Below are 20324 nucleotides of genomic sequence, written 5' to 3'. Positions count from 1 at the left end.
ATTTTTTGCGCATTTTTTAAGGAGCGGTAATGCAACAACAGATAACGCGCTGGCTGGAACAGTTTGGTTTGGAATTCGGCGGAGTGATGTCGCTGTTGATGGTATTGGGGTTGATTGTCCTGATCTCGGTCGCGATCCACCTGGTGCTGCACCGGGTGGTGCTGGCCGCCCTTCAGCGCCGTGGCCAGCAATCGCAGCGCGTCTGGCAACAGGCCATCACCCAATACAAACTGTTCCAGCGCGTGGCGCTGCTGCTGCAAGGGGTGATCATCAGCATCCAGGCGACGCTGTGGTTGCAGAGCGGCAGCCAGACCCAGGCGGTGATCGTCACCGCCGCTCAGGTGTGGATCCTCGCCTTCACCCTGCTGTCGCTGTTCTCGCTGCTGGATACGCTGCTGGCGCTGCTGCGCCAAAGCCCGATCTCCAATCAGCTGCCGCTGCGCGGCATTTTCCAGGGCCTGAAACTGGTGGCGGCGATCCTGATCGGCATCATGATCGTTTCGTTGCTGATGGGCAAATCGCCGCTGCTGCTGCTCAGCGGCCTGGGTGCCATGACCGCGGTCTTGATGTTGGTGTTCAAGGATCCGATCCTCGGGCTGGTGGCCGGCATTCAGCTCTCCGCCAACGATATGCTGAAGATCGGCGACTGGCTGGAAATGCCGAAATACGGCGCTGACGGTGCGGTCACCGACATCGGCCTGACCACGGTCAAAGTGCGTAACTGGGACAACACCGTCACCACCATTCCCACCTACGCGCTGATCTCCGACTCGTTCAAAAACTGGCGGTCGATGTCGGAATCCGGCGGGCGTCGCATCAAACGCAGCCTGAATATCGACACCGGCAGCGTGCACTTCCTGTCGGAAGAGGAACAGCGCCGCCTGCAGCGCAACCCGCTGCTGCACAGCTACCTGAACGTCAAGACCCAGGAGCTGAGCCAGCATAACCAGGAGATCGCCGTCGATCTAGCCTCGCCGCTCAACGGCCGCCGCCTGACCAACCTCGGCACGCTGCGCGCCTATCTGGAAGCCTATCTGCGCGCTCACCCGCGCATTCACCAGAACATGACGCTGATGGTGCGCCAGCTGGCGCCGACGCCGGAAGGCCTGCCGCTGGAAATCTACGCCTTCACCAACACCACGGTCTGGGCGGAGTATGAAAGCATTCAGGCGGATATTTTCGACCATATTCTGGCGGTGATCGACGAGTTCGGCCTGCGCGTGCATCAAACGCCAACCGGCAATGACCTGCGCGGCATGCTGCTACAAAACGCGAACGCTTCCTGACGTCGGCTGACGTAACTGTGTCTGCTGGTAATGATGTTCTTTCAATTGCCAGCAGATATCTCCATCCCCTTCTTTTCCCCGGCGAAAACGGCGTTAATGCGCCATCACCTTCACCACCGAGAGGGAAAGCCCTTGCTGAAACGGTTACGTCATCGGCTGTTTACCCTGATGGCCACCCTGCTGTTTATCGGCTGCCTGCACAGCGCTTCGCTGGACGAAAGCCGCATGCCCCGCAATCTGCAACCTTCGCTGAGCGTCCTCAGCAGCAATATGCAGGACATTCGCGAAGTGCTGGCGCGCTGCGCCGGCGAGGAAGAGGAAGAACGCCTTAACGGCGGCGACATGCGTATCGAAGCGCGCGCCGCCGGGGAGGATGAAGTGGAAGACAAACGCTAAAAAAACACCGGCCTTAGCCGGTGTTTTTCCATTTAGTCTTGCTGCGTCGCCAGCGGCGCGCGTTTTTTCTGATGGTTGACCTTGAACCAGTATCCCGCCAGCAGCAATACCACCCAGACCAGGCCGGCGTACAGCGAGACGCGCGTGGTCGGGAAGTAGCCGATCAGGCCGATGATGAACACCAGGAACACGATCGCCACCACCGAGGTGAACACCCCACCGCGCAGCGGGAACGCCAGCTGCTTCACCTGCTCTTTGCTCAGGCTGCGGCGGAAGGCGATTTGGGAGAACAGGATCATGATCCACACCCACACGGTGGCGAAGGTCGCCAGGGACGCGATCACCAGGAACACGCTCTCCGGCATGATGTAGTTGAGATATACCGCCAGCAGCAGCGCCAGCATCATCACCACCACCGTCACCCAGGGAATGCCGCGTTTCGACACCTTGCTGAACATCTTCGGCGCGTGGCCCTGCTCGGCCATGCCGTGCAGCATGCGGCCAACGCCGAACACGTCGCTGTTGATCGCCGACAGCGAAGCGGTGATCACCACGAAGTTGAGAATGCCCGCCGCCACGGTGATGCCCATATGCTGGAAGGTCAGCACGAACGGGCTGCCGTTGGTGCCCACCTGGTTCCACGGGTAGATAGACATAATGACGAACAGCGTGCCGACGTAGAACACCAGAATGCGCCACGGCACCGAGTTGATGGCTTTGGGAATCGATTTTTTCGGATCTTTGGCTTCGCCGGCGGTGATGCCGATGATTTCAATGCCGCCGTAAGCGAACATCACCAGCTGCAGCGACAGGATCATGCCGATAAAGCCGTTGCTGAAGAAACCGCCGTTCGACCACAGGTTATGAATGCCGGTCGGTTGCCCGCCATTGCCGATGCCCCAGATGATGATGCCGATGCCGGCCGCGATCATGATGATGATGGTGGCGACCTTGAAGAACGAGAACCAGAACTCCAGCTCACCGAATACCTTGACGCTCATCAGGTTTATGGCGCCGATGATCAGCACCACGCTCAGCACCCAGATCCAGTGCGGCACTTCCGGGAACCAGACCCCCATATAGATGCCGAAGGCGGTCACGTCGGCGATGGCGACGATCAGGATTTCAAAGCAGTAGGTCCAGCCGGTGATGTAACCCGCCATCGGGCCGAGGTAGTCCTGCGCGTAGCGGGAAAACGAGCTGGCCTGCGGGTTGTTGACCGACATCTCCCCCAGGGCGCGCATGATGATAAAGGCCACGATGCCGCCGATCAGGTAAGCCAGCAGCACGCTCGGGCCGGCCATTTTGATGGCGTCCGCCGAGCCGTAGAACAACCCGGTGCCGATGGCCGATCCCAGCGCCATAAAGCGGATATGACGCGTACTGAGGCCGCGTTTCAGCTTATTGTCGGGGGCAGTGGTGGGTGACTGTTGTTGCATGAAGATGACCCATAGTTTTAAACGTAAAAAAGCCACGGACATGTCCGTGGCCCTGGATTAAGCCGGGGAATTATCAGTGCGCGGTCACTTGGGAACGCGTGCACACCCGATCATAAATCGCGACCAGCACCAGCATCAGCAGCGAAGGCGGCAACCATGCCAACCCCTGCTCCGCCAGCGGCAGGTGAGTGGTCCAGGCCGGCAGCAGCTGCTGGAAACTGGAGGCTTTCACCGCGTCAAGGATACCAAACAACAGGCTGACAAGCATCACCGGCGCGATGATGCGCGGCGCGCTGTGCCACCAACGCAGGGTGAAGCTCAGCACCACCAGCACGATGCACGGCGGATAAATCGCGGTCAGCACCGGAATGGAGATCTGGATCAGGTGGCTCAGGCCGAGGTTGGACACCACCATCGAGAACAGGCCCAGGATAAATACCAGCGTCTTGTACGAGAACGGCAGGTATTGCGCGAAGAACTCGGCGCAGGCGCAGGTCAGGCCGACTGCGGTCACCATACAGGCGATGAAGATCAGCGCCGCCAGGAAGAAGCTGCCCAGGCCGCCGAAGGTGTTCTGAACGTAAGCGTGCAGGATCACCGCACCGTTGGTGGCGTCAGGCACCAGCGCGCCGCTGCCGGAGCCCAGCTTGAACAGGCTCAGGTAAACCAGCGTCAGGCCCACGCCGGCGATCAAACCGGCCAGAATGGTGTAACGGGTCAACAGACCGGCGTCTTTCACGCCGCGCGAGCGCGCCGCGTTGACGATAACGATGCCGAATACCAGCGCACCCAGCGTATCCATGGTCAGATAGCCGTTAACGAAGCCGGAGGAGAAAGGCACGCTCTGGTAAGCCGCCGTCGCCGGAATCGGCGCGCCGGCAGGCCACAGCAGCGCGGCGATGCCCAATACGGCCAGCGCCACAATCTTCAGCGGTGCCAGCACGTGGCCGACGGTGTCGAGCAAGCGGCCCGGATACAGGGAGATGCCGATCACCAGCGCGAAGTACACCAGGCTGTAGATGAACAGCGGCATGGCGCCGTCGCCGGTCAGCGGGGCGATACCCACTTCAAAGGACACGGTGGCGGTACGCGGCGTGGCGAACAGCGGACCGACGGCCAGGTAGCAGACGGTCGCCAGCAGCAGGCCGGCGCCACGGCCGATCGGTGAGCTGAGGGCGTCGATGCCGCCGCCGACGCGCGCCAGCGCGATGACGGTGATGACCGGCAGACCGACGGCGGTGATCAGGAAGCCCAGCGCCGCGGTCCAGACGTGTTCACCGGACTGCAAGCCGACCATCGGCGGGAAGATGATGTTCCCGGCCCCGACGAATAAGGCAAAGGTCATAAAGCCCAGTGCCAGGATATCTTTTGACGTTAAACGATGACTCATACGATGTCGTGTTGCCTGTTCAAATGAAAAATAGTGTCCGATAGCGTGGTGGCGTGACGCCCCACCCGGTTGCCGGCATGCCCGATCGTTGCAGCGCCAAATAAGCACCCTAAACGCAATAGATCCGGCGTTTATGTCCCTATTCGAAAGTGGCCGCTCATGAAGATGGGCAAAATTTTAGGAGTTATAAAAATGGAGGTTTAATCCGACAACGAAGGCTAAGGTAAACGTTTATAGCGCTTCAAGGCAAGGCGCACGGCGAAAAGCAGAGCTATCGACCATATAAACTTTTGCCACCAGTCGATCATATTGGCTATCAATAAATATACACTACATGATTTGTATCATTTTTGAACAACAGATTCACGAAACGTGAAGCATATATCACTTTACCGCGCGAAAACGCCAATAAATGCCCGGTTTTCGCGTGGCATAAGCTCCGTTTGGCCGTGAAAAAAGGCGAAAATTACGCCGCTTTTTGCCGCTTATTGCACCGTAGCCGACGCGAGCGGCTGCAAGCCGAGCGCCTGGCGGGTCTTCTGCAGGGCGGCCGGCGGCAGCGGCAGATAGCCGTCGTGATTGACCAGGCTCTGCCCTGCGGTCGACAGCACGCGGTCGAGGAACGCGGCGGTCAGCGGCTCGAGCGGTTGATTGGGGGCTTTGTTGATATAGATATAGAGATAGCGCGACAGCGGGTAGCGATCGTTGCGCACGTTGGCGGCGGTAGGTGCGACATAGTCCTCTCCCGACTCCGCCAACGGCAGCAGCCGCACGCCGCTGGCGCGAAAGCCGATGCTGGCATAGCCGATGCCGTTGAGCGAACCGGCCACCGCCTGCACCACCGAGGCCGAGCCGGGCAGCTCATTGACGCGCGGCATAAAATCGCCGCCGCACAGCGCGCGCAGTTTGAAATAGCCGTAGGTGCCCGAAGCCGAGTTGCGGCCGAAGCGCTGCAGCGAGCGCGTCGCCCAATCGCCGCTGAGCCCCAGCTCGCCCCAGCGCGTCAGCGGTTTGCTCTCACCGCAGCGCCGGGTGGCGGAGAAAATGCGATCGAGCTGCTGCAGATTGAGGCCGCGCAGCGGGTTGTCCTGATGCACCAACACCACCAGCGCATCCACCGCCACCGGCACCGCCAGCGGCGCATAGCCGTAACGGTGTTCGAACGCCGAAACCTCAGCCGCCTTCATCGGCCGGCTCATCGGGCCCAGCTGCGCGGCGCCCGCCGCCAACGCGGTCGGCGCGGTCGACGAGCCGGCGGCCTGGATCTGCAGGTTAACGTTGGGGTAATGCCGGCTGAAATCCTGCGCCCACAACGCCATCAGATTCGCCAGGGTGTCGGAGCCGACGCTGGACAGGTTGCCCGCCAACATGCCATCGGGCTGCGCCAGCGCGCCGCGTCCGGCCAGCAGCGCCAGGCAAAGCAACAGCCCTCGGGTTATTCGGGTCATACCGGTGTCTCGCGTTAATTTTTCACCGCATTCTCTGATAAAGCGGCGGGAACAATCAACCGGTTGGGTAAGGTAAAGATAAAGCGCGTGCCGATCCCCGGCTCGCTGAGGATCTCCAGCCGCGCGTCGTGATGGCTGAGCGCGTGTTTGACGATCGCCAGCCCCAGCCCGCTGCCGCCGGTTTGGCGCGAACGGGCCTTGTCGACGCGGTAAAAACGCTCGGTCAGGCGCGGAAGGTGTTCGGCGGCGATGCCCGGCCCGTTGTCGCTGACCTGGAACTGCGCGCCGTGCGCCGTCTGCTGCCAGCTCACTTCGATATGGGTGCCCTTCGGCGTGTGGTTGACCGCGTTGTACACCAGGTTAGACACCGCGCTGCGCAACTGGTCTTCATTACCGAACACGTTGAGCTGTTCGTTAACCCGGAAGGTGATCTCGTGATTGCCGCCGCTCAGCGACTGCGCCTCGCGCTGCAACACCCGCAGCATCAGCGGGATATCCACCCGCTCGTTCATGTCGACATTGGGCGCCGCCTCAATGCGCGACAGCGTCAGCAGCTGCTTGACCAACCCGTCCATCCGACGGGTCTGCTCTTGCATGGTGCTGAGTGCCTTGCTGCGCAGCGAGCCGTCCTGCTCTTCATCGCCCATCATCTCCAGGTAGCCCTGCAGCACCGTCAGCGGCGTGCGCAGCTCATGGCTGACGTTGGCGAAGAAGTTGCGCCGCGCGCCCTCCAGCTGGCGCATCTGGGTGACGTCGCGCGCCACCATCAGCAGCTGCCCTTCGGAGTAAGGCATTACGCGGAATTCGACGTAGTGTTCGTTGTTCAGCTGCAGCGTCAGCGGGCGCGAGAACTCCTGCTGTTGCAGGTAGTGGCTGAATTCCGGATAGCGCAGCAGGTTGAGGATGTGCTGGCCGTTGTCTTCCGGCCAGCGGAAGCCGAGCAGATGCTGCGCCAGCCCATTACACCAGAAGATATTGCCTTCGACGGTGGTCATCACCACCGCATCAGGCAGCGATTCGGCCCCGCTGCGAAAGCGCTTGATCAGCAGCGCCAGCTCGCGCCGGCGGCGGCGATTGCGCTGCTGCATCTGATACAGGCCATAGAACAGCGGCTCCCAGCTCCAGCGGCCGGGCGGCGGCGTCATGCTGCGGTCGATCCACAGCCAATGGGAGAGTTTGAGCTGGTTGTAGAAATTCCACACCAGCGCAGCCAGCGCGGAGGCCAGCAGGAACCAGGGCAGATAACCGAAAATCAGCCCCAGCAGTAAGGCGGGCAGACAAAAAAGAGCCAGCTCCAGAGCCAGCCTCTTCCACGACAGACGTTCTAACACGGCATATTCTCCAGCGCGGCGCGATCAGTAGCGCGTTGAGAACCGGTAGCCGGTGCCCCGAACGGTTTGAACCATTTTATCATGCCCACTGGTTTCTAACGCCTTGCGGAGCCGACGGATATGCACGTCAACGGTACGGTCTTCCACATAAACGTTAGTGCCCCAGACGTGATTAAGCAACTGCTCACGGCTATAAACCCGCTCCGGGTGGGTCATAAAGAAGTGCAGCAGCTTGAACTCGGTCGGCCCCATGTCCAGCGCCTGATCGTTAGCCATCACGCGGTGGGAGGACGGATCCAGGCTCAGCCCTTGCATTTCAATCACTTCTTCCACCGCCATCGGTGAAATGCGGCGCATGACCGCCTTGATGCGCGCCACCAGCTCCTTGGGCGAGAACGGCTTGGTGATATAATCATCCGCCCCCACTTCCAGGCCGCGCACGCGGTCTTCCTCTTCGCCGCGCGCGGTCAGCATCATGACCGGAATATCGCGGGTCAGCGCTTCGCGCTTCATATGTTTGATAAACTGAATGCCGGAACCGCCGGGCAACATCCAGTCGAGCAACACTAAATCAGGGAACGGCTCAGACAGGCGCGTCACGGCGCTGTCATAATCCTCGGCTTCCAACGGTTGGTAACCATTCTGTTCCAACACAAAGCACACCATCTCACGGATCGGCGCTTCGTCTTCCACCACCAGTATGCGTCTTGCCATCGTCAATCCTGCCAATGTGTTAGCGACTTTGCGGGCGCCATTATGCGTCAGTTTTGTGACACTTTTATGAAAAAAAGCGGCTGTTATAGGCAGTAAGCATAGCGATTATTTCCCGGTGCAAAGAAAAATCATTCCGTAGTCGTCGCCATTGCGCCGGGACAGGCGCCGCCGCGGCCTTTATAATCATCGCCATTACCTTTGCATCCGGGAGTGTCATGCGCCTGATCCACACCTCTGACTGGCATCTTGGCCAGTACTTTTTCACCAAAAGCCGCGCCGCCGAGCACCAGGCTTTTCTGAACTGGCTGATCGAACAGATCGAGCAGCAGCAGGTGGATGCGCTGATCGTCGCCGGGGACCTGTTCGATACCGGCTCGCCGCCCAGCTACGCCCGCGAGCTGTACAACCGCTTCGTGGTGGAACTGCAGCGCACCGGCTGCCAACTGGTGGTGTTGGGCGGCAACCACGACTCGGTAGCGACGCTGAACGAATCGCGGGAACTGCTCTCTTGCCTGAACACCACGGTGATCGCGAGTGCGCAGGGCTCCCTTGAGCAGCAGATCGTGGTGCTTAACCGGCGCGACGGCCAGCCGGGCGCCGTGCTGTGCGCCATTCCTTTTCTGCGGCCGCGCGATCTGCTCACCAGCCGCGCCGGCGAATCCGGCGCGCAGAAACAGCAGGCGCTGCAGGAAGCCATTGCCGAACATTACCAGGCGCTGTATCTGGCGGCCTGCGAACGCCGCGAGCAGTTGGGCCTGCCGCTGCCGATCGTCGCCACCGGCCACCTGACCACCGTCGGCGTCACCACCTCCGACTCGGTGCGCGACATCTATATCGGCACCCTCGACGCCTTCCCGGCGCAGGCCTTCCCCCCTGCCGATTACATCGCGCTGGGCCACATTCACCGCGCGCAGAACGTCGCCAAGTCGGAACATATTCGCTATAGCGGCTCACCGATTCCGCTCAGCTTCGATGAACTGGGCAAAGCCAAAAGCGTCTTCCTGGTGGATTTCACCGACGGTGCCCTGCAGCAGGTAGAAGCGTTAACGATCCCGCAGTTCCAGCCCATGCAGCTGATCAAAGGCGATCTGGCCGAGATCGAACGGCAGCTGCAGCAATTTTCCGACTATGCCGGCGAGCTGCCGGTGTGGCTGGATATCGAAGTGGCGACGCAGGACTACCTCAGCGATATCCAGCGCCGTATCCAGCTGATGGCGGATGAACTGCCGGTGGAAGTGGTGCTGCTGCGGCGCAGCAAGGAGCAACGCCGCCAGGCGATCGCGCAGCAGGACAAGGAAACGCTGAACGAGCTGAGCGTCAACGAGGTGTTCGAACGGCGCCTGGCGCAGGAGGCCGACATGCCCGAAGCGCGCCAACGGCGGATGCATCAACTGTTCCGTCAGGTGGTCGATGCGGTGCAGCACAATCCTGAGGAGACCCACCCATGAAGATCCTCAGCCTGCGGTTAAAAAACCTCAACTCGCTGCAGGGCGAGTGGAAAATTGACTTCACCGCCGAGCCGTTCGCCAGCAACGGCCTGTTCGCCATTACCGGCCCGACCGGCGCGGGCAAAACCACCCTGCTGGACGCCATCTGCCTGGCGCTGTACCACCAGACGCCGCGTCTCAACGTCACGCCGAGCCAGAATGAACTGATGACCCGCCACACCGCCGAATCGCTGGCGGAGGTCGAATTCGAGGTCAAGGGCGTCGGCTATCGCGCCTTCTGGAGCCAGCGCCGCGCCAAAAACGCGCCGGACGGCAATCTGCAGGCGCCGAAGGTCGAACTGGCGCGGCGCGAGGACGGCAAGATCCTGGCAGATAAAGTGCGCGATAAGCTGGAGATCACCGCCGCCATCACCGGGCTGGACTTCGGCCGCTTCACCAAATCGATGATGCTGTCTCAGGGGCAGTTCGCCGCGTTCCTCAACGCCGACGCCAACGATCGCGCCGAGCTGTTGGAAGAGCTGACCGGCACCGAAATCTACGGGCGGCTGTCCGAACAGGTATTCGAATCCCACAAGCAGGCCAAAACCGACCTGGATGCATTGCACCAGCGCGCCAGCGGCATCGAGCTGCTGAACGATGAACAGCGCCACTCCCTGACTGAACGGCTGACGGCGCTGAGCGCGCAGGAAAGCGCTCTCGGCAAGCAAACCCAGCAACAGCAACAGGCGCTGAGCTGGCTACAGCAATGGCAGCGCCTCCAGCAACAGCAAAACGAGGGGCAACGGCGGCTGGAAACCGCCCAGCGCGAGCAGGCCGAGGCCGCCCCGCAGCTGCAGCGGCTGGCGCTGAGCGAACCGGCCGAGAAATTGCGGCCGCTGCGCGGCGAACGCGATCGCTGCCGCGCCGAGCTGCAGACGATACAACAGCAGGCAGCCCAGCTGACGCAGCAACAGGAGCAACACTCGGCGCAGCTGGCGCCGCTGCAGCAGGCGGTGGAAAAGGCCCGTCTGGCGCAGCAAGCCCATGCCGAGCATATGCGGCAGCAGCAACAGCTGATCGATGACCAGGTCGCCCCGCTCGACCATCAGATCGCCCAACTGCAGTCGACGCAGGCCGAGCGGCGACAGGCCGGCGATGCCGCCACGCAGCAGTGCGCCCAGCAGCAGACCGCACTGGAGCAGCTCACCGCCCAGCGCAGCCAGCTGACGGCGCAGGCCGCACAGCATCAGCGGCAGCTGAACGCGCTGACCGAAGCGCTGGCCGCTCAACGGCAACGGCAGCAGGCGCTGGAGGCGCAAACCCCGCTGGCCCCGCTGCGCCAGCGCCTGAGCGCCCTGGCGGATCTGCGCCCGACGCGCCAGCAGTTATTCACGCTCGCTTCCCTTTACCGTCAGACTCGCGAGCGTCTGGCCCGGCAACAGGCAGAGCACGCCGAGCGGCAAACGCAGCTCGCCGGGCTGCAACACCAGCTGGAGAACGCGCGTCAGCAATTCAAACAGCACAAGGCGCAGCTGCAGGAAGTGGAGCGGATCCACGAGCTGGAAAAACGCATCGTCAGCCTGGAAGCGGAGCGCGCCCTGTTGCAGAGCGGCGCACCCTGCCCGCTGTGCGGCTCCACCAGCCATCCGGCGGTGGAGCAATATCAGGCCGTGCAGCCTTCGGCGACGGAACAACGCTTGGTTGAGATGCGCACCCTCGCCGAGAAACTGCAAACCCAGGGCACCGAGCTGCGCACCCGCTGTGAAGGCCTGCAAGAGCAGCAGCAACGCCAGCAGCAGGCTATCGCGCAGGATGAGCAGCAGCTGGCTGCCCAACAGCAGCAATGGCAGCAGCTCAGCGCGCCGCTGGCATTCGACTTTACCCTGGCGGAGGGCGAGCAACTCAGCGCCTGGCTGAGCGGCTGCGACGACGAAGAGCGGCGCGGGCAGCACGCGCTGCAGCAGCATGAACAGGCGGCGCAGGCGGTGCAACAGGCAAAAGACGCGCTCGCCGCTCTGCAAACGCAGCAGCAGCAGGCGCAGCAACAGCTGGCGCTGCTCGAAGAGCGCTTTACGCTGCTGCAGAAAACCCACGCCGACAGCCTGCAACAGCAGCAAGACCTGCTTCAACGCTGGCAGGAAGGCGAGAAGACCCTCGCCGAGCGGCGCGCGCAGCGGCTGGCGCTGTTCGGCGAACAGCGAGTCGCCGAGGTGCGGGAACAGCTGCGCGCCAAACAAACCGCCTGTGAACAGGCCAGCTTGCAGGCCTCCGAGCAGTGGCAAAAGGCGCAGGAACTGCGCGAGCGCCTGGCCGGCCAGCAGGCCGGGTTGCAACAACAGCACACCCAAATGCAGGAACGGCTGCAGCAGGCGGAGCAGCAATGGCAGCAGGCGCTGGCCGACAGCGAATTCGCCGATGAAACTGCCTTCGCCGCCGCGCTCCTGGACGACGCCCTGCGCCGCGAATTGCAGCAGCGCAAAGAGCAGCTGCAGCAGCGGCAGGTAGAGGCTGCGGCCCTGCTGGCTCAGGCAACGCAAACGCTGGAGCAGCATCGGCAGAACCGCCCGGAAGGGACGGATGAGGCCAACGCGGATCTCGACGCGCTCACCCAATCGCTGGCCGAGCTGGCACAGCAGTTGAAGGCACTGCAGCTGAGCCAGGGCGAGCTGCGCAACCAGCTGGAAAGCGACGCCGCCCGCCGTCTCAATCAACAGGCGCTGTTCGAGCAAATCGCCCGCAGCCAGCAAGACTACGACGACTGGAGCTACCTCAACCAGCTGATCGGCTCGAAAGAAGGCGACAAGTTCCGCCGCTTCGCGCAGGGGCTGACGCTCGATCATCTGGTTTATCTGGCCAACCTTCAGCTCGGCCGGCTGCACGGGCGCTACCTGCTGCAGCGCAAAACCAGCGACGCGCTGGAGCTGCAGGTGGTGGACACCTGGCAGGCCGACGCGCTGCGCGATACCCGTACCCTGTCCGGCGGCGAGAGCTTCCTGGTCAGCCTGGCGCTGGCGCTGGCGTTGTCCGATCTGGTCAGCCACAAAACCAGCATCGACTCGCTGTTCCTCGACGAAGGCTTCGGCACGCTGGACGCCGAAACCCTCGATACCGCGCTGGACGCGCTGGACAGCCTGAATGCTTCCGGTAAAACCATTGGCGTGATCAGCCACGTCGAGGCGATGAAAGAGCGCATTCCGGTGCAGATCAAAGTGAAAAAGGTCAACGGGCTCGGCGTCAGCCGGCTGGAGGCGCACTTCAGGCTGGAATGATCCCGCCGTGCGCGGCACAGAAGTGTGACCGCGGCGGCACTCCGCGGTGAAAAGCGTTGAGCCGCGGCGAGCACGGGTTATTATGCAGGCATAACAGGATTGTTACTGTATCCCCTCCGCCGCTCAGGCCGCAGGACAGAAACATAAAATACAGGCAAAACCTGACGCCCGGGATCGCTTCCGGGCGTCAGGTTTTTTCGTTTTCAGGATGCTGAAACACCGGGAAAGACCATGAAAATCGCTAAAATACTCAATAATAACGTGGTGATTACGCTGGACGACCGTCAGGAAGAGACGGTGGTAATGGGAAAAGGAATCGGCTTTAAAAAGAAGCCCGGCGACACGCTGGACGAAAGCCTGATCGAAAAGGTGTTCACCCATAACGGCGGCGAAATCGCCGAGCGCTATAAAGAGCTGCTCTCCGAGATCCCGCTGGCCTGCGTCACCACCGCCGACAGGATTATTACCCTCGCCCGCGAACGGCTGCCGGGCAAGTTGCATAACATCGTCTACATCACGCTGACCGATCATATCCACTTCGCCCTGCAGCGCCATGCGGAAGGGTTGGATATCAAAAATGCGTTGCTGTGGGAGATTAAAAAGCTCTATCCGGCCGAGTTCGCCGTCGGCCTGGAGGCGCTGGCCCTGATCGCCCAACGGCTGGATACCGCGTTGCCGGAAGACGAAGCCGGATTTATCGCCCTGCACCTGGTCAACGCCCAGCTTAACGACGAGATGCACAATACGCTGCACATCACCCGCGTGATGCAAGAGATCCTCAACCTGGTCAAATACCACTTCCGCTTTGATTACAACGAGGAAGCCCTGAGCTACCACCGTTTCGTCACCCATTTGAAATTCTTCGCCCAGCGCCTGCTGGGGAAAAACTACGTCGACAGCGACGACGACTCGCTGTATCAGGTGGTGAAAGAGAAATACCGTGAGTCATTCGCCTGCGCCGGCAAGATCAACCGCCACATCGAAAAGCACTATCAGCATCAGCTCACCACGGAAGAGATGATGTTCCTGACCATTCATATCGAACGGGTGCGCAGCGAAAGCGAGGAAAAACCGGCTTAACGGCGGGCGTCCGCCACCCGTACGCCGTACTGCGGAAACACCGCGTCGGCGGAGATCAGCGTCAGCCCTTCGGCCTGCGCCTGTGCGATCAGCATGCGATCGAAAGGATCCTGATGATAGGGCGGCAGTTGCCCGGCCTGTTGGCAGTGAAAGGCGTCCATCGGCAGCGCCAGAAAATCTTCGGCCTCGATGATCGCAAAGATGTCTTCCGGCAGCGCCAGCTTGCCCAGCGCCTGTTTGATCGAGATCTCCCAAATGCTGGCCGCGCTGACGTACACCGCATTGCCCGGATCGGCGATCTGCCTTTTGGCATTCGCGCCCAGGCAGGCGTCATCAATCAGCCACCACAGCAATGTGTGGGTATCCAGCAGCAGACGCTTCATTCATCGCCCTCAAACAGCGCCGCAATGGCCGCATCCCCCGCGTTGAAATCCGCCGGCACGGTGAACTTGCCCTTGGCGGCGCCGGGGCGGCGCGCTTCGCCCTGGATGGCGACCAGCTGTACGTACGGCTTCCCTGCTTTTGCAATAATCACGGTTTCTCCCTCCGCGGCTCTGTCCGCCAGCTGGCTCAGATTGGATTTGGCTTCGTGCATATTGGCCTGAATTGCCATACGCGTCCTCCTTAGCTAAGTTAGCTAAAGCATAAAGCGCCGTACAGTTTTTGTACAGGGAGTCGTTTAAAGCGCGAGCAGTCTCGCGCTTTGTTGCAACGCTTAGCGCTGCTGTTGCGGCCACAGCCAGGCCGCACCGCGTACGCCGCTGGAGTCGCCGTGCACCGCCTTGCGGATCGGCGTTTCACACTCGCCGCCAAATACCCAACCTTTCACCCTTTCAGGCACCGTGCGGTACAGGCGATCCACGTTGCTCATGCCGCCGCCGAGCACCACCACGTCCGGATCCAGAATGTTGATCACGTGCGCCAACGCTTTCGCCAGCCGCATTTCGTAGCGAACGATCGCCTGCTCCGCCAGCGCATCGCCCCGCTCGCTCAGCGCCATGATCTCGTGCCCTTGCAGCGCGTTGCCGCTCAGGCGCGCATAGTCGGTGGCGAAACCGGTGCCGGAAATAAAGGTTTCGATGCAGCCCGGCTTGCCGCAGTAGCACGGCACTTCGCGGGCGTAACGCAGCTCATCGTCATCCTGCCACGGCAGCGGATTGTGGCCCCATTCGCCGGCGATGCCGTTGCCGCCGGAATGCGCCTGGCCGTTCAGCGCCACGCCGGCGCCGCAGCCGGTGCCGATAATGACCGCAAACACGGTTTGCGCGCCGGCGCCTGCACCGTCGGTAGCTTCCGACACCGCCAGGCAGTTGGCGTCGTTGGCGATACGCACCTCGCGCGCCAACAGCGCCGACAGATCCTTGTCCAACGGTTGGCCGTTGAGCCATACCGAGTTGGCGTTTTTCACCCGCCCGGTAAACGGCGACAGCGTGCCGGGAATGCCGATCCCGACCGATCCCTGTTCGCCGGTATGATCTTCCGCCAGTTTCACCAGCCCGGCGATCGCCGCCAGGGTTTGCCCGTAATCATGGCGCGGCGTGGCGATACGATGGCGAAACAACTCCCGCCCGTCGTCCGCCAACGCAATCACTTCAATTTTTGTCCCGCCCAAATCGATGCCAATGCGCACGTTTTTTTCTCCTCGATGCAGCGCAGCGTTGCCACAGCCTAATGTAAGCGCGCGGATGAATCACCTGTTTCCCTCTCCCCGGCCAGGCCTTTTCCGCTGCGTACGGCGACGCAATTCGGAGAGAATGGGGCGATTTTTCAGCGTCAATTCGTTATCATGCCGCCCTGCTTTTGACGAATCAGCGTGCCGAACGCACGCCCAGCCAGGGATAACATTATGCTGTGGTTTAAGAATTTGATGGTTTACCGTTTGAGCCGCGAAGTGGCGTTAAACGCGGATGAAATGGAAAAACAACTCAGCGCGTTCGCCTTCACGCCGTGCGGCAGCCAGGACATGGCGAAGACCGGCTGGGTCTCCCCGATGGGCTCGCACAGCGATGCGCTGACGCACGCGGTCAACGGCCAGATCGTCATCTGCGCGCGCAAGGAAGAGAAAATCCTGCCGTCGCCGGTCATCAAGCAAGAGCTGCAGGCCAAGATTGAGCGCCTGGAGGCGGAACAACACCGCAAACTGAAGAAAACCGAGAAAGACGCGCTGAAGGACGAAGTGCTGCACAGCCTGCTGCCGCGCGCGTTCAGCCGCTTCAATCAGACCTTCATGTGGATAGACACCGTCAACGATCTGATCATGGTCGATGCCGCCAGCGCCAAACGCGCCGAAGATACGCTGGCGCTGCTGCGCAAGAGCCTCGGCTCGCTGCCGGTGGTGCCGCTGACCATGGAAAGCCCGATCGAACTGACGCTGACCGAATGGGTGCGTTCCGGCGAGATGCCGGCTGGCTTCGCCATTCAGGATGAAGCAGAGCTGAAAGCGATTCTGGAAGAAGGCGGCGTGATCCGCTGCAAGAAACAGAATCTGATCAGCGACGAAATCGCGGTGCATATCGAAGCCGGCAAGCTGGTGACCAAACTGGCGGTGGACTGGCAGGAGCGCATTCAGCTGATGCTGTCGGACGACGGCTCGCTCAAGCGCCTGAAGTTCGCCGACACGCTGCGCGAGCAGAACGACGATATCGATCGCGATGACTTCGCTCAGCGCTTTGACGCCGACTTTATCCTGATGACCAGCGAGCTGGCGGCGTTGATCAAAAACACCATCGAAGCGCTCGGCGGCGAAGCCCAGCGTTAATCCCGCCGCAGAAACGACCAGGGCCCAGCATCCGCTGAGCCCTGCGTTCCCCTAACGAACAAAATTTATTTGCTCAGGTAGCGGCACAGATAGGCGGTCGCATCGGCCACCTGCAGGTTGAACTCGCTGTGCCCCGGCACGAAGAACTTCTCGCCCGGCGTAAACACCTGCCAGTCCGGCGCCCCCGGCAGCAGCACTTTCAGCGCCCCGGTGATCACCGTCATTTCTTCCGGTTGCGCGGTGGAGAAGGTGTATTCCCCCTCTTCCATCACGCCCACGCTGGTAAGACCGATGCTGCTACTGTCAAAACCGATAGACTTCACTTTTCCGGCAAAATACTCATTCACTTTCAGCATAGACTGGCACCCGCGTAATCATCTTGATGGAAAATCCATATTGGGGGATTGCGGTTGATCTGTCACTGGTTTTTCGCGCGAAATGCGATCGCGGCGCAGAGGAAAACGCTGCCGGGCCTCTCACCGGTAGCCAGGGCTGCTGAAGCCCTGGGCGATCCCTGGGCGCAAAGCGCCTGAGGCCGCGTCGAGCGGTGACTTATCGCTATTTGAATCAGTCGATTAACTCTGCGGCCAGCTTGGCGACCAGTACGTTCGACAGCAGCACCGGCACCGACAGACGCGCCTGCAAAAAGGCGCGATGGCGCTGGTGATAACCGATGCAATCGAGCACCACCACCTCTGCTCCCTGCCGCAGCAGTGCGCAAGCCGCCTGCTCCAGCGCGGCCTCATCTGCCAGATAGGGGCTGGCGACGGCATAGCTCGGCGGCGTCGCCAGCTGCCGCCATTTACCCGCCTGCTGCCCAACCTGTTCCGCCATCGGCACCACGATGCCGACGCGGTGTGCGCCGACGATCGCGGAGATCAACGGCGGAATAATGCGATCCGGCTCCAGCAACAGCGCCTGTTCCGCCTGCAAGCGGCCGAATTCGCCGGTACACAGCAACAGGATCACCTGGCACCCCGCCGCCTCCAGCTCGCGGATCTTCTGCTGCAACCCGCTTTCGACGCGAGCGGCACCGAGCGTCACCTGCGTGCCGTCCAACAGGCGCGACACCAGCAGCTTATCGCCCTGTTGCGGCGCATAGCGCTCGGCGATCTGCCCGGCATCCAGGCCGTCCAGCAAACCGACGTGCCTCACCCGCTCCGCCGGCAGATAAGCAGACAGCAGCGGCATGATATCGCTGCGCGGCGCCTGACCGAGGGTCAGCGTGGCGAATGAAGCCGTCATGGATCTATCTCCTTTTTTGCAGGTGGCTCAGGCTGCCGTACAGCGCCAGCAGCTGGCCGTATTCGGCGGCATCGTAGAACCGGCAGGTGCCGCGGCCGAATTCTTTGGCAACTTCCACCGCGAATTTGGCCGCCAGCGCGATGTCCGTTTCGTGGCTGGCGCCGGTGCCGCAGCCCGGCACCACCGATTCGCTGCAAATCGCCACGCCGACCACCGGCGCCGCAGTAGCGGTCGAGGGCTGCAGGATGCTGTTGAGGTGATGCACGCCGTTGCCGTAAGGGGTGATGTCCTGCGTGGTGATCGGGAAGGTCACCGCCGGGCGGCCGCTGGTCATCTCCATGATGCGCAGCAGATCTTCCGCCACCCGCAGGATGTAGCCCTCTTTCACCGTCGGCGACAGCGCATAGCCTTTGTGATTGATGATGCGGTTGCCTTTGGTGGTATCGATCGACAAGATGGCGTCCGCCTCCGGCACCACTTCATTATCGTTCATCGTCACGTCATCGATCGGCGAATCCATAAAATCGACCGGATCGTGCGGCCGGGTCGGCGCGTTCGGGCAAATATGGGTGGTGACGATCACATCGCCCGGCAGCGTGTCGCCCTTACGCTGCATCTCCGCCAGCTTCAGCGCGGCGGCAATGGCAGCGATCGCGCCGTCGCCGTCGGACACCAGCCCGATACGCGTCGGCCGCGCGCCGATGCCGCCCAGGCGGCCGATAATGCCCAGCGTCGGCGCCGCACCGCCAGCGAATTTGCCTGCGCTACCGGGGATCTCGATGCGCACGAAATCGGTGCCACCCTTCGGCCCGTCGGCGCGCAAGGTGCTGGCCCGGATCGCCGGGTAAGGCGCAAACAGATCGACGACGTCCTGGCCGCTGACGAATGCGCTATCCATCAATTCAAAAACCTGCAGCGTTTGTTGCAAACTCATGGTCGTTTTACCTCACCAATGTCATCGGCAGGGGCTATTTGCCCTTGCTGGAAAAAATCGAGCTGAAGAAGTTGTAGAGCGCGTCGCCGGCGATAAACCCGGCCGCCATGATCTCCATCGGCGTGCGGCCGCGATCGCCCCAACGGCGCAGGATCGCCACGCGCAGCGCGATGCCCACCAGCACCGCCCACCCGGCCAAGGCGTTGTTGATCAGCAGGCCGGTTGCCAGCAGCACGCCGAGCTGGCGCTTAGGGCCGCCGATCAGCTGTACCACGGCGCCGGGGATCGCCCAGATCAAAAGGCTCCAGGCGATGCCCGGCTGCGCACCGGCCTCGATGGTCTTCGCGTAAACGCGCGCGACCGGCGGGATCAGATCCTGCAGGAAATAGCTGTGATAAGAGAGGTAAACCACCGGAATGGCGATGAGGAAGGCGATCAGCGCCGCAAACAGCTGAATGCGGCGCCCCAGCAGCTCCTGCCGCAGATCCTCGCCGTAGCCGCGCAGGATGAAGCCGGCTTTCAAATCAAAGCCCATGTCGGCGAAAGCCGGCCCGGTGGCGGCGGTAAAACCGGTCAGGATGCACAGCGCCAGCGGTGGGAAACCGATCAGAATACCGACGATCAGGGTGATCAACGCCACCGCGAACGCCGGAAACCAGCCGGAGTGCATGGCGGCGATACCGACGATCAGCTCATGAACGAAAGCGGCGAACGCCGCGTAAATCACGAACAGCGCCAACATCGGCAGCGACATCTCGCTAAACAGCCCGCCGACCAGAGCCAAAAACGCGGCGATGGCGATGTAGCCGACTGCGCCCAGGCCGAGCGCTTTGCTTACCGCACTGTCCGGCTGGGTATAACCGGCGCTATCGGCGCGGCGGCTACGGATCACCTGCGCAACCTGGATCAGCGCCACCAGGCCGGCGCCGACCATCACGCCGTGCGGAATAAAATGGGCATTGATATCGAAACCGGCCACCGGCTCGGCGTAAGCCCGCAGCAATAGCCCGACGCCGAACATGCTCAGCGCCCAGATATTGCCGATAAAGGCGGTGCCGAAGGCCGCCATGGGGATCTTGAGCATTGATCCGGCGATGCCCACCCCTACGCCCACCACCAAAAGCCAGGCCTGCTTGCCGCCGCGATCGCCGGCTTTAATCGCCTCCGCGGCGGCGACGCCGGGCGGCCAGGCATTGGCGGCGGGAAACACTTTGGTATCGAACAGGCGATAAAGCAGATAGGCGTCGAGCAGCATCGCCGCCGCCACGCCGCAGAACATCGGTAAAATAAGCTGCGGTTGCCCCATCACGTAAGGCACCGCAATCGGCATCAGCAGGCAATTGGCCGCGCCGAAGGTGGCGGAGGAGATCACCGTCTGCGCCAGGTTCTGGGTGTGCACCGAGCGGTAGCGTTGGAACATTTGCAGCGGAATACGTGCCAACAGCATGGCGATCAGCGCACCGATGATCGAGGTGTTGGGCGTCACGCCCAGCGTGGTGATCAGCTGAACGCCGATGATCGCTCCCACCACCGAAAGCAGCGCCATGACCAACAGCGTGCCGGCCTCTTTTAGCGGATTATTTGATTTCATGCTTGGTTTCCCTGAA

Annotated in this window: 18 protein-coding genes; 6 read left to right on the top strand and 12 right to left on the bottom strand. The window is 61.8% G+C overall.

The genetic code is table 11. The features are described 5' to 3' along the window. The first annotated feature begins 29 nt into the window (after window positions 1-29). Window positions 30-1286, top strand: coding sequence for a mechanosensitive ion channel family protein (locus QOL81_RS07465; RefSeq protein ID WP_049270771.1), 1257 nt, complete (start codon window positions 30-32; stop codon window positions 1284-1286). A gap of 132 nt (window positions 1287-1418) precedes the next feature. Beyond that, complete coding sequence (locus QOL81_RS07460) at window positions 1419-1682, top strand: hypothetical protein (RefSeq protein ID WP_060423326.1); 264 nt, start codon at window positions 1419-1421, stop codon at window positions 1680-1682. A gap of 32 nt (window positions 1683-1714) precedes the next feature. Here QOL81_RS07460 and proY read toward each other — a convergent pair whose 3' ends face one another. From proY to phoB, 5 genes are all read right to left on the bottom strand, one after another. Next, on the bottom strand, window positions 1715-3121 hold the full coding sequence (gene proY, locus QOL81_RS07455; protein WP_019454218.1) for a proline-specific permease ProY: 1407 nt from the start codon (window positions 3119-3121) through the stop codon (window positions 1715-1717). Window positions 3122-3194: 73 nt separating this feature from the next. Continuing rightward, window positions 3195-4511, bottom strand: a complete 1317-nt coding sequence (gene brnQ, locus QOL81_RS07450; RefSeq protein ID WP_038873241.1) for a branched-chain amino acid transport system II carrier protein — start codon at window positions 4509-4511, stop codon at window positions 3195-3197. A 485-nt stretch (window positions 4512-4996) separates the two neighbouring features. Then, window positions 4997-5959 (bottom strand): PstS family phosphate ABC transporter substrate-binding protein, encoded by a 963-nt coding sequence (locus QOL81_RS07445; protein WP_049199839.1) that lies wholly within the window; start codon window positions 5957-5959, stop codon window positions 4997-4999. Window positions 5960-5973: 14 nt separating this feature from the next. Continuing rightward, window positions 5974-7290, bottom strand: a complete 1317-nt coding sequence (gene phoR / locus QOL81_RS07440) for a phosphate regulon sensor histidine kinase PhoR (RefSeq protein ID WP_004940434.1) — start codon at window positions 7288-7290, stop codon at window positions 5974-5976. Between the two features lie 24 nt (window positions 7291-7314). Beyond that, window positions 7315-8004, bottom strand: coding sequence for a phosphate response regulator transcription factor PhoB (gene phoB, locus QOL81_RS07435; protein WP_004940438.1), 690 nt, complete (start codon window positions 8002-8004; stop codon window positions 7315-7317). A 215-nt stretch (window positions 8005-8219) separates the two neighbouring features. Between phoB and sbcD the strand changes: the two genes are divergently transcribed. The 3 genes from sbcD (at window position 8220) to licT (ending at window position 13780) form a co-directional block, all read left to right on the top strand. After that, window positions 8220-9452: an exonuclease subunit SbcD gene (gene sbcD, locus QOL81_RS07430; protein WP_197757391.1), complete on the top strand. Its 1233-nt coding sequence runs from the start codon at window positions 8220-8222 to the stop codon at window positions 9450-9452. Beyond that, the gene (gene sbcC / locus QOL81_RS07425; RefSeq protein ID WP_197827253.1) at window positions 9449-12700 is read left to right on the top strand and encodes an exonuclease subunit SbcC; all 3252 of its coding nucleotides are present in this window, start codon (window positions 9449-9451) and stop codon (window positions 12698-12700) included. Before sbcD ends, sbcC begins: the two co-directional genes overlap by 4 nt. Before the next feature lie 231 nt (window positions 12701-12931). Continuing rightward, window positions 12932-13780 carry a BglG family transcription antiterminator LicT gene (licT, locus tag QOL81_RS07420; protein ID WP_049270780.1) on the top strand — a complete coding sequence of 283 codons (849 nt, stop codon included), beginning with the start codon at window positions 12932-12934 and terminating at the stop codon, window positions 13778-13780. On the opposite strand, the gene QOL81_RS07415 is transcribed toward licT, so the two are convergent. The 3 genes from QOL81_RS07415 to mak form a co-directional block, all read right to left on the bottom strand. Next, window positions 13777-14163, bottom strand: a complete 387-nt coding sequence (locus QOL81_RS07415) for a type II toxin-antitoxin system VapC family toxin (protein WP_038873221.1) — start codon at window positions 14161-14163, stop codon at window positions 13777-13779. The genes licT and QOL81_RS07415 overlap by 4 nt on opposite strands. After that, entirely contained in the window at window positions 14160-14393 is a 234-nt protein-coding gene (locus QOL81_RS07410) for a type II toxin-antitoxin system Phd/YefM family antitoxin (protein WP_049199831.1), read from the bottom strand. The genes QOL81_RS07415 and QOL81_RS07410 overlap by 4 nt, the downstream gene beginning before the upstream one ends. Window positions 14394-14495: 102 nt before the next feature. Then, window positions 14496-15410, bottom strand: a complete 915-nt coding sequence (mak, locus tag QOL81_RS07405) for a fructokinase (RefSeq protein WP_049199829.1) — start codon at window positions 15408-15410, stop codon at window positions 14496-14498. Between the two features lie 216 nt (window positions 15411-15626). Here mak and rdgC point away from each other — a divergent pair, with 216 nt between their 5' ends. Next, window positions 15627-16538 carry a recombination-associated protein RdgC gene (gene rdgC / locus QOL81_RS07400; protein WP_004940461.1) on the top strand — a complete coding sequence of 304 codons (912 nt, stop codon included), beginning with the start codon at window positions 15627-15629 and terminating at the stop codon, window positions 16536-16538. 65 nt (window positions 16539-16603) lie between these two features. On the opposite strand, the gene ppnP is transcribed toward rdgC, so the two are convergent. From ppnP to QOL81_RS07380, 4 genes are all read right to left on the bottom strand, one after another. Next, window positions 16604-16894, bottom strand: a complete 291-nt coding sequence (ppnP, locus tag QOL81_RS07395; protein ID WP_004940463.1) for a pyrimidine/purine nucleoside phosphorylase — start codon at window positions 16892-16894, stop codon at window positions 16604-16606. Between the two features lie 211 nt (window positions 16895-17105). Then, window positions 17106-17783 (bottom strand): AroM family protein, encoded by a 678-nt coding sequence (locus QOL81_RS07390; RefSeq protein WP_060423313.1) that lies wholly within the window; start codon window positions 17781-17783, stop codon window positions 17106-17108. Window positions 17784-17787: 4 nt separating this feature from the next. Beyond that, on the bottom strand, window positions 17788-18717 hold the full coding sequence (locus QOL81_RS07385) for a DUF1177 domain-containing protein (RefSeq protein WP_060440589.1): 930 nt from the start codon (window positions 18715-18717) through the stop codon (window positions 17788-17790). Between the two features lie 34 nt (window positions 18718-18751). Continuing rightward, on the bottom strand, window positions 18752-20308 hold the full coding sequence (locus tag QOL81_RS07380) for an OPT/YSL family transporter (protein ID WP_060420419.1): 1557 nt from the start codon (window positions 20306-20308) through the stop codon (window positions 18752-18754). Window positions 20309-20324: the final 16 nt, after the last annotated feature.

Source organism: Serratia sp. CC22-02 (assembly GCF_900182895.1).
GTDB lineage: Bacteria > Pseudomonadota > Gammaproteobacteria > Enterobacterales > Enterobacteriaceae > Serratia > Serratia nevei.
This window is presented reverse-complemented; position numbering and strand designations above follow the sequence as displayed.

Bases quoted from the DNA above. Each gene is read 5' to 3' on its own strand.
- QOL81_RS07465 (WP_049270771.1), top strand. From the start codon at position 30: ATGCAACAACAGATAACGCGCTGGCTGGAACAGTTTGGTTTGGAATTC.
- proY (WP_019454218.1), bottom strand. From the start codon at position 3,121: ATGCAACAACAGTCACCCACCACTGCCCCCGACAATAAGCTGAAACGC.
- brnQ (WP_038873241.1), bottom strand. From the start codon at position 4,511: ATGAGTCATCGTTTAACGTCAAAAGATATCCTGGCACTGGGCTTTATG.
- QOL81_RS07445 (WP_049199839.1), bottom strand. From the start codon at position 5,959: ATGACCCGAATAACCCGAGGGCTGTTGCTTTGCCTGGCGCTGCTGGCC.
- phoB (WP_004940438.1), bottom strand. From the start codon at position 8,004: ATGGCAAGACGCATACTGGTGGTGGAAGACGAAGCGCCGATCCGTGAG.
- sbcD (WP_197757391.1), top strand. From the start codon at position 8,220: ATGCGCCTGATCCACACCTCTGACTGGCATCTTGGCCAGTACTTTTTC.
- sbcC (WP_197827253.1), top strand. From the start codon at position 9,449: ATGAAGATCCTCAGCCTGCGGTTAAAAAACCTCAACTCGCTGCAGGGC.
- licT (WP_049270780.1), top strand. From the start codon at position 12,932: ATGAAAATCGCTAAAATACTCAATAATAACGTGGTGATTACGCTGGAC.
- QOL81_RS07415 (WP_038873221.1), bottom strand. From the start codon at position 14,163: ATGAAGCGTCTGCTGCTGGATACCCACACATTGCTGTGGTGGCTGATT.
- QOL81_RS07410 (WP_049199831.1), bottom strand. From the start codon at position 14,393: ATGGCAATTCAGGCCAATATGCACGAAGCCAAATCCAATCTGAGCCAG.
- rdgC (WP_004940461.1), top strand. From the start codon at position 15,627: ATGCTGTGGTTTAAGAATTTGATGGTTTACCGTTTGAGCCGCGAAGTG.
- ppnP (WP_004940463.1), bottom strand. From the start codon at position 16,894: ATGCTGAAAGTGAATGAGTATTTTGCCGGAAAAGTGAAGTCTATCGGT.
- QOL81_RS07390 (WP_060423313.1), bottom strand. From the start codon at position 17,783: ATGACGGCTTCATTCGCCACGCTGACCCTCGGTCAGGCGCCGCGCAGC.
- QOL81_RS07385 (WP_060440589.1), bottom strand. From the start codon at position 18,717: ATGAGTTTGCAACAAACGCTGCAGGTTTTTGAATTGATGGATAGCGCA.
- QOL81_RS07380 (WP_060420419.1), bottom strand. From the start codon at position 20,308: ATGAAATCAAATAATCCGCTAAAAGAGGCCGGCACGCTGTTGGTCATG.